Raw genomic sequence first — 6,177 nt, 5'->3', positions numbered from 1 at the left:
GGGACGGCCGACAAGCCCGCAATCACCGGCTGAAGGAGCGGATCGCGGGCATGGCCTTCCTGGACGCTCAGGCGCGAGCGGTCCTGTTCGAGCCTCCCGACACCCACGAAGAGGCGCTGGCGCGCTATGCGCTCACGCCGGAGGACGTCGCCTTCGCCAGGCGTCGTCGCCGATCGCACAACCGGCTAGGCTTTGCGGTGCAGCTGGCGCTGGTGCGCGATCTCGGGCGGCCGTTGCGCCCGGGCGAGACGATCCCGGCTGCCGTCCTGGATACGGTCGCCGACCAGATCGGCATCGATCCGGTCGTGTTCGAGCTTTACGCCCGGCGTGACGAGACCCGCCGCGAGCATCTGGCCGAGATCGTGGCCCAACTGGACCTGCGCACGATGCGCGAGCGGGATTACCGATTGTGCATCCGCGCGGCGACGACAGGTGCTGTCGCCACGGAAAAGGGTGAACCGATCGTACTCGCCGTGATCGACGCGCTGAAGGCCGCGCGCATCGTCGTCCCGGGCGCGGGCCCCACCCAGGGCCTCGAACACAGTTTGCATGGAACCTCCCGTCGATCGGTCGGCCCGGCTGCTGGCGGCAATCCCTCATGGACATAGCCCTCCCGTTCTCGAAAACAGCGTTTTCGAGTTGACTTCACGTCCGATCTGCGGGAGGCTTGTTCTTGCGACAGAACGCGGGTTGCCTCCCGCAAATCAGACTTTCCGAGAGCCCGGCCGCCAAGCCGGGCTTTCGTCGTTTTGGCCCTAGCGGTGCCACCCGCTATGATCGCCACGGCGAATCGGCGAACGAGTCCGCCGACACCAAAGCCTGTCAGATTCCGATAGCGTTGGGAAGTGCGCTCTATAACGCTGGTGCAATAGGCCAATTGTGCACGTGTTCACACATTCACACATTCACACGTGAACTTGTTCACTTCTCGATGGGCTGATTGTACTTCTGGAGAATGTCGAGAACGGCCTCGGTTAACATCGCCTCAATCGTGCTATCTTCCTTGACGGCGAGGATCGCAAACGCTCGGGCAATCGCCGGATCGAAACGGCCAGCGATCGACTTCTTGCCAATGCGATTGCGCTGGCGACGCGGGGCTTCGATCGGCAGCATCGGTTCGTCGGCCTCCGTTGCCGTCCCGGCCGGTTTCCTGGCGTTTGTCGATCGTGCCACCCCCAAGCTCCTAATCTTTGTGTTCACACACTCACACGTTCACATATCCACACGTGGACAACTATCGCTCGCCGAACGGATGCTTGCCATGCTGGCGCATGAGTAAGTCGATGGCTTCGCCAAGGAGAGCCTGCAACGTCGTTCCCTGCTCGGCCGCCAGCATATTCAGACCGCGACTGACCTCCGGGCTGAAATAGGCGCTCACTGCCTTTTTGCCTTGCCGGGTCGCGGCGCGCGAGGCGGGCATTGCCGCTGCCGCGTCGGGACTTTCGCCGATCGCGCCCGCCTTCTCCGCCCGTTGCTGCTTCATCGCGCCAAACTTACTCATGCCGCGCCCCGCTTTTTGTTCACTCGTGAACGTGTGGACACGTTCACCTGTTTGCTTGTCCACGCCCATAGCGCGGCGACCTCCTCGGCCGCTTTGCCTGCGGGTTCTAGTTCGATCGCGGTTTTCCCCTGCGCCGTGCTGTGATGGTAGATCGCCCGCTGGGTGAGCATGACGGGAGCGACGTCCACGCCCATGCCGGCGACGCCATCACCGCCCTCGATCAGCTCGCGCGCATCCCGGTAGGTCGTCGGCGCGCGCTGGGGGCCGCCCATGAACAGCACGAACGCGGGCTTACCGGCCGCCTGCACCAGCTCGGCCGTCATCTCGACGGCCTTGAGGTCGAAGGCTTGCGGACGACAGGGAATCAGCACCAGGTCCGCCACCTTGCAGGCTTCCCGCGCCATGATGTCGGCATGGGGCGGGGTGTCGATCACCACCAGATCGGCACCGAGTTCGGCCGCTTGCTGGAGCTTGCGGGGCAAGAGGGAAGGGGAGGCGCAATCGACCACCTCAAGGTCCGACGATCCGCGCCACTCGCTCCAGTGGCTCGCCGTCGCCTGCGGGTCGGTGTCGAGGATCAACGCGGTAAGCCCCGCGCCAGCGCCGGCCGCGGCTAGGTGGATCGCCAGAGTAGTCTTACCCGCGCCGCCCTTCTGGCTGATGACGGTGATGACCTTCATGCGAACCCCTGAACACGTGAACGTGTGGACTTGTGAACACGTTCACGTGTGGACGCTTCATGCGTCCAGGTCAAGGCGACGATCGCCGTGCGGATCCTCGCCCCCGCCAGCCGATCGGAACCCGGCAGGGCCAAGACCGCTCGCGGGCTTGGGGAGCGGAGCGACTGAGAGCTGCGGTGCCGCGTAGCGGCAGGTGCCAATCGTTTCAGGCCGGGTGAAGGTGAAACCCTGCTTGCCCGCCGGGCTTGCGCGGCAGCACGGAAACGGACACCTGCACGTCGCGATTGAGCCGATCGAGGATCGTCATCAACCGGTCGATGGTGAAGCCTTTGAGCTTGGCCTGACGGATGCGCGAAAAGTCAGCGGCGGCGACACCGGTGATCTTCTCGGCCGCACGAACGGTCAGATTGTCGGTCGCGAGCGTCTTGCTGATTTCAGCCGCTAGGATTGCGCGGAGCTGGCGCTGTTCGGGTTCCTTCATGCCAAGGTCGGCATAGACGTTGCCGGTGCCTCGGATCAGCTCGAAGTCATCGTCGTCGGTCATTGCAGCACCTCCTTCAAACGCTTGATGCGCTCTCGCACCAGGTCGATTTCCTGCTTCGGGGTGGCGATCCCGCTCTTGGACTTCTTCTGGAAGGCGTGAACCACCCAAATGTCGTCGTCGAGCTGGAGCGCGTAGATCACCCGGAAGGCGTCTCCCCGTTCCTTGATCGCCAGTTCCCATATTCCCGAACCCAACCCGGTCATGGGCTTGGCGATTTCCGGCGTGTCGCCCTCGGCGATAGCCGTGAGGGCGTCGGTCGCTTGGTCCTGCGCGTCCTCGGGAAAGCGGCCGAACTCTCTGAGCGCGCCCTTGATCCACGAAATGTTACGCAGGGCTTTTCGATGCATTGGCGCAAATGTAGTTGTTTTTCACAACACGGTCAAGGGACGGGTGCAATGATCCGGCGGCAATCGGCCGGGCCGAAGGCCAGGCCCCAAGGGTTAGGTGGGTGGGACAGACACGCGGGCCGCCGGAACGGCAGCCTTCATCAAGCCGGGCAGGGCAGGGGGCTATGCTCCCGCCGATCGCGCCCGATGCTGGCGCAATACGCGCTGCACGGTCGATCGCGACACGCGGAACAGGTTGGCGAGCTGGGCGGGGGAGCCTTGGCCGGACTCCGCCTTAGCGATGATCTCGGCACGCTGCTGGCCGGTAAGGCTCGGCCGGCGTCCAAGGTGCTGGCCGGCTTTGCGGGCGTGCGCCAGCCCGTTCATGGTGCGCTCGCGGATCATGGCGCGCTCGAACTCAGCGAACGCGCCTAGCATCTGCGTCATCAATCGACCGGGGGCGGTCGTGGTATCGATCGCCTCCGTCACCGATCGGAACCCTGCGCCTGCGGCGGTGATCGCCTCAAGGGTGAACAGTAGATCGCGAAGCGAGCGCGATAGCCGGTCGAGCTTCCACACCACGAACACGTCGCCGGCCTTCAACGCGCCGATCGCACGCTCCAGCTCGGGACGGTCAGCTCGGCCGCCCGATGCCTCCTCCTGGTAGATGGGATCACACCCCGCATCGCGGAGCGCGCGAAGCTGCGGGTCTATGTCCTGGGAGTCACCTCGGGACACGCGGGCATAGCCGATTTCCATGCTGTCATTCTGGCACGGGGTTTTGACACCTGCAAACCCTTGAAAAAGCTGGGGCAGGGTGTTGGTGTCAAAACCGACCGGTTGTGACACCCAGTCGCTTCTCGAAAACCGCTCCCGAGAATGCTCGCCCCGTCTCGCCGGCTGCTCCCAAATCGGGAGAACTGCGGCACTCCCCGCAGCGGAGGTTGCCTTACGCGACAACATAAGAGCTGCTGTCTGCACACGCGTACCCATTGCTCGCTCACGGACACGACAGGGTCCTACCTGTGTGACGACAGTTATGTTGGCCGCCTGACGACAAACGAGATGGCCGGATCGTGATACATTTGTGTCAGCTTTGCCCCCTGCGATCGCAGGGGGCAAAGCTGATGCCAGGTGAGTGGATCACGGACCGCCAGTACAGGCGGTATATGGAACGTAAACAGCAGGGTGACACGCAGGTGCTGGCGGCGAGCCGGGCCGGGATTAGTGAACGCAGCGCGCGCCGGATCAGCGCGGCAGCATCATTACCAAGCCAGTGTCGCAAAGCGCGTGGACGGACGCGGCCAGACCCGCTTGCCGATGTGTGGGACGGAGAGAGCAAGAGAGGACTGCTGGATGTGTGGACAGAATCAAACCGCACAGGATAGCGACGGCGTCGCGGACAATTCTGATCCCGACGCCTGGTTCATCCTGTGGATCCTCACAGCGGCGATGGTCATCAGTTATGCGGATCGTCAAGCGCTCGCGATCCTCGTTCAACCCATTAAGACCGATCTCGCCATTTCGGACACGGCAATGGGGATAGCCACGGGCTTCGCCTTTTCAGCATTTTACGCAACGTTTGGGTTGGTGATCGCTCGGATGTCGGACCTGTACGGCGGGCGAAAGGTGATCATAGGCTCTCTGCTAATCTGGAGCGTGATGACCGCTTTGTCCGGCGCGGCCCAAAACTTCTTTCATCTGATCGCTGCTCGATTTGGAGTGGGTGCCGGCGAAGCTGGGGTCGCACCGGCATCTCACGCCATCCTCGCGCGGCTATTTCCGCCCGCGCGGCGCAGCCTGCCGCTTGCAATCGTCAGCGCCGGCGGACCAGTGGGAATTATTCTTTCTTTGCTTCTCTGCACAACGATCGAGCAGCGTGTCGGCTGGCGCCTCACCTTTGTGCTCATGGGCGTGCCGGGAGTCTTGCTTGCCCTGGTTTTTCTGATCGTGCCGCGTCTGAAGCAAAGTAAAGTGCTCAAGCCGCCTCAGGATCACATACCTGCGGAACAGGCCCGAGTGCTACAGATGCTCGTTTTGAGCCCAGCATTCTTGAGCGTCAGCTTCACTCTGGCAGGATTGGTATACCTTTCTTTCGGCCAGGGCCAATGGCTCCCAGCCTATCTTGAGCGAAGCTTCCACCTTTCGCGATCCAACATCGGCGTAGGCCTTGCCCTTACGCAGGGCCTTGGGATGATCTTCGGGATCGTTCTCGGAGGCGCGGTAAGCGATTGGGCCTCCGAACGAGCTCCCTTGATGCGGGCGCTCCTAATCGTTGGCGCGCTTGTTTTAGCCGGGCCACTCACGATCTCGATCTTTCTGGTAAAGTCCTCTTGGGCAGTTTTTACGCTAATTGGCATCGCGACCGTCTTTACGGCGTTACCAACAGGCGCTTTGTGGGCTTCTGTTCAGGACAGGCTAACCGACTCCGCGCGCGCGACCGGAGCAGCATGCGCAACTCTTATTGGATTTATAGTCGGACTTGGATTTGGACCTTTCGCTATAGGGGCGGTCAGCGATGCACTGACCGTAAACTACGGGAGCGAGTCTCTACGCTATGCTCTTCTTATATCGACATCTGCTGCAGTCCTTCTTCTTCTACCACCAATGGCCGGTGTGGTGTACTTTGCAAGGAATCAAGTTATCGATGTTTAGAACGGATTCCTTTCAGTCTGGGTTATATCCGCACGAGCTGAAGTAGTTGGCGCATTCCTGCGGCTCGAAGAGGTCGACCAGTTTGCCGATGAGCGACAACAGCCCGGACACGGTGCGCTCGCCTGCCTTGTGGAGATGGCCTTGAGGCGAGCAAAGGCCTTTTCGATCGGGTTGAAGTCGGGGTTCCGCTGACAGGATGCGCTCGGAGAGCGCCTTCTCCAGCTCGTCGAGCAGACCGTAGCGGACTTCTGCCGGTGGCGGTTGGCTGACTTGACAGAGCTCGGCGGCTTGTTCATTCAAATCCGAAATCGAATAACCTCCTGCAACGATCGGAGGTTAGTTGGGGAGAGGCATCATGAAGAATGCGCACGTTTCCGTAAGCATTGCGCTGCTCCTTGCCGGATCGGCGATGCCTGCTCTGGCTCAGGACATCGGAGCGGCCCCACCCGAGGAAAGTCAGCCCAGCGCGGG

At 62.1% G+C, this 6,177-nt stretch carries 8 protein-coding genes and 1 pseudogene; 2 read left to right on the top strand and 7 right to left on the bottom strand.

Annotation, left to right across the window (positions count from 1 at the left end; translation table 11 throughout):
* The coding region (locus YP76_RS26295) for a DUF4158 domain-containing protein (RefSeq protein ID WP_157035905.1) at positions 1-608 on the top strand (608 nt) is incomplete at its 5' end.
* 313 nt (positions 609-921) lie between these two features.
* Here the strand turns inward: YP76_RS26295 and YP76_RS26290 are convergent.
* The 6 genes from YP76_RS26290 to YP76_RS26265 form a co-directional block, all read right to left on the bottom strand.
* Entirely contained in the window at positions 922-1,113 is a 192-nt protein-coding gene (locus YP76_RS26290; protein ID WP_046766319.1) for a ribbon-helix-helix domain-containing protein, read from the bottom strand.
* 121 nt (positions 1,114-1,234) lie between these two features.
* Positions 1,235-1,501: a ribbon-helix-helix domain-containing protein gene (locus YP76_RS26285; RefSeq protein WP_046766318.1), complete on the bottom strand. Its 267-nt coding sequence runs from the start codon at positions 1,499-1,501 to the stop codon at positions 1,235-1,237.
* A complete protein-coding gene (gene parA, locus YP76_RS26280; protein ID WP_046766317.1) occupies positions 1,498-2,181 on the bottom strand; it encodes a ParA family partition ATPase in 684 nt (227 codons plus the stop codon). Before parA ends, YP76_RS26285 begins: the two co-directional genes overlap by 4 nt.
* A gap of 205 nt (positions 2,182-2,386) precedes the next feature.
* Positions 2,387-2,725, bottom strand: a complete 339-nt coding sequence (locus tag YP76_RS26275) for a helix-turn-helix domain-containing protein (RefSeq protein WP_046766316.1) — start codon at positions 2,723-2,725, stop codon at positions 2,387-2,389.
* Complete coding sequence (locus tag YP76_RS26270) at positions 2,722-3,072, bottom strand: type II toxin-antitoxin system RelE/ParE family toxin (RefSeq protein WP_046766315.1); 351 nt, start codon at positions 3,070-3,072, stop codon at positions 2,722-2,724. The genes YP76_RS26275 and YP76_RS26270 overlap by 4 nt, the downstream gene beginning before the upstream one ends.
* A gap of 162 nt (positions 3,073-3,234) precedes the next feature.
* A complete protein-coding gene (locus tag YP76_RS26265; RefSeq protein ID WP_046766320.1) occupies positions 3,235-3,810 on the bottom strand; it encodes a recombinase family protein in 576 nt (191 codons plus the stop codon).
* A gap of 597 nt (positions 3,811-4,407) precedes the next feature.
* Between YP76_RS26265 and YP76_RS26260 the strand changes: the two genes are divergently transcribed.
* On the top strand, positions 4,408-5,706 hold the full coding sequence (locus YP76_RS26260; protein ID WP_046766314.1) for a spinster family MFS transporter: 1,299 nt from the start codon (positions 4,408-4,410) through the stop codon (positions 5,704-5,706).
* Positions 5,707-5,718: 12 nt separating this feature from the next.
* Here YP76_RS26260 and YP76_RS27495 read toward each other — a convergent pair.
* Positions 5,719-5,891 (bottom strand): annotated as a pseudogene (locus tag YP76_RS27495) (IS630 family transposase); the annotation flags it as partial.
* Positions 5,892-6,177 lie beyond the last annotated feature (286 nt).

The sequence above is a fragment of the Sphingobium chungbukense genome (assembly GCF_001005725.1).
GTDB classification, from domain to species: Bacteria; Pseudomonadota; Alphaproteobacteria; order Sphingomonadales; family Sphingomonadaceae; genus Sphingobium; species Sphingobium chungbukense.
The sequence above is the reverse complement of the archived record's forward strand: the minus strand, read 5'-3'. Positions and strand labels throughout refer to the sequence as shown.

Bases quoted from the DNA above. Each gene is read 5' to 3' on its own strand.
- YP76_RS26290 (WP_046766319.1), bottom strand. From the start codon at position 1,113: ATGCTGCCGATCGAAGCCCCGCGTCGCCAGCGCAATCGCATTGGCAAG.
- parA (WP_046766317.1), bottom strand. From the start codon at position 2,181: ATGAAGGTCATCACCGTCATCAGCCAGAAGGGCGGCGCGGGTAAGACT.
- YP76_RS26270 (WP_046766315.1), bottom strand. From the start codon at position 3,072: ATGCATCGAAAAGCCCTGCGTAACATTTCGTGGATCAAGGGCGCGCTC.
- YP76_RS26285 (WP_046766318.1), bottom strand. From the start codon at position 1,501: ATGAGTAAGTTTGGCGCGATGAAGCAGCAACGGGCGGAGAAGGCGGGC.
- YP76_RS26260 (WP_046766314.1), top strand. From the start codon at position 4,408: ATGTGTGGACAGAATCAAACCGCACAGGATAGCGACGGCGTCGCGGAC.
- YP76_RS26275 (WP_046766316.1), bottom strand. From the start codon at position 2,725: ATGACCGACGACGATGACTTCGAGCTGATCCGAGGCACCGGCAACGTC.
- YP76_RS26265 (WP_046766320.1), bottom strand. From the start codon at position 3,810: ATGGAAATCGGCTATGCCCGCGTGTCCCGAGGTGACTCCCAGGACATA.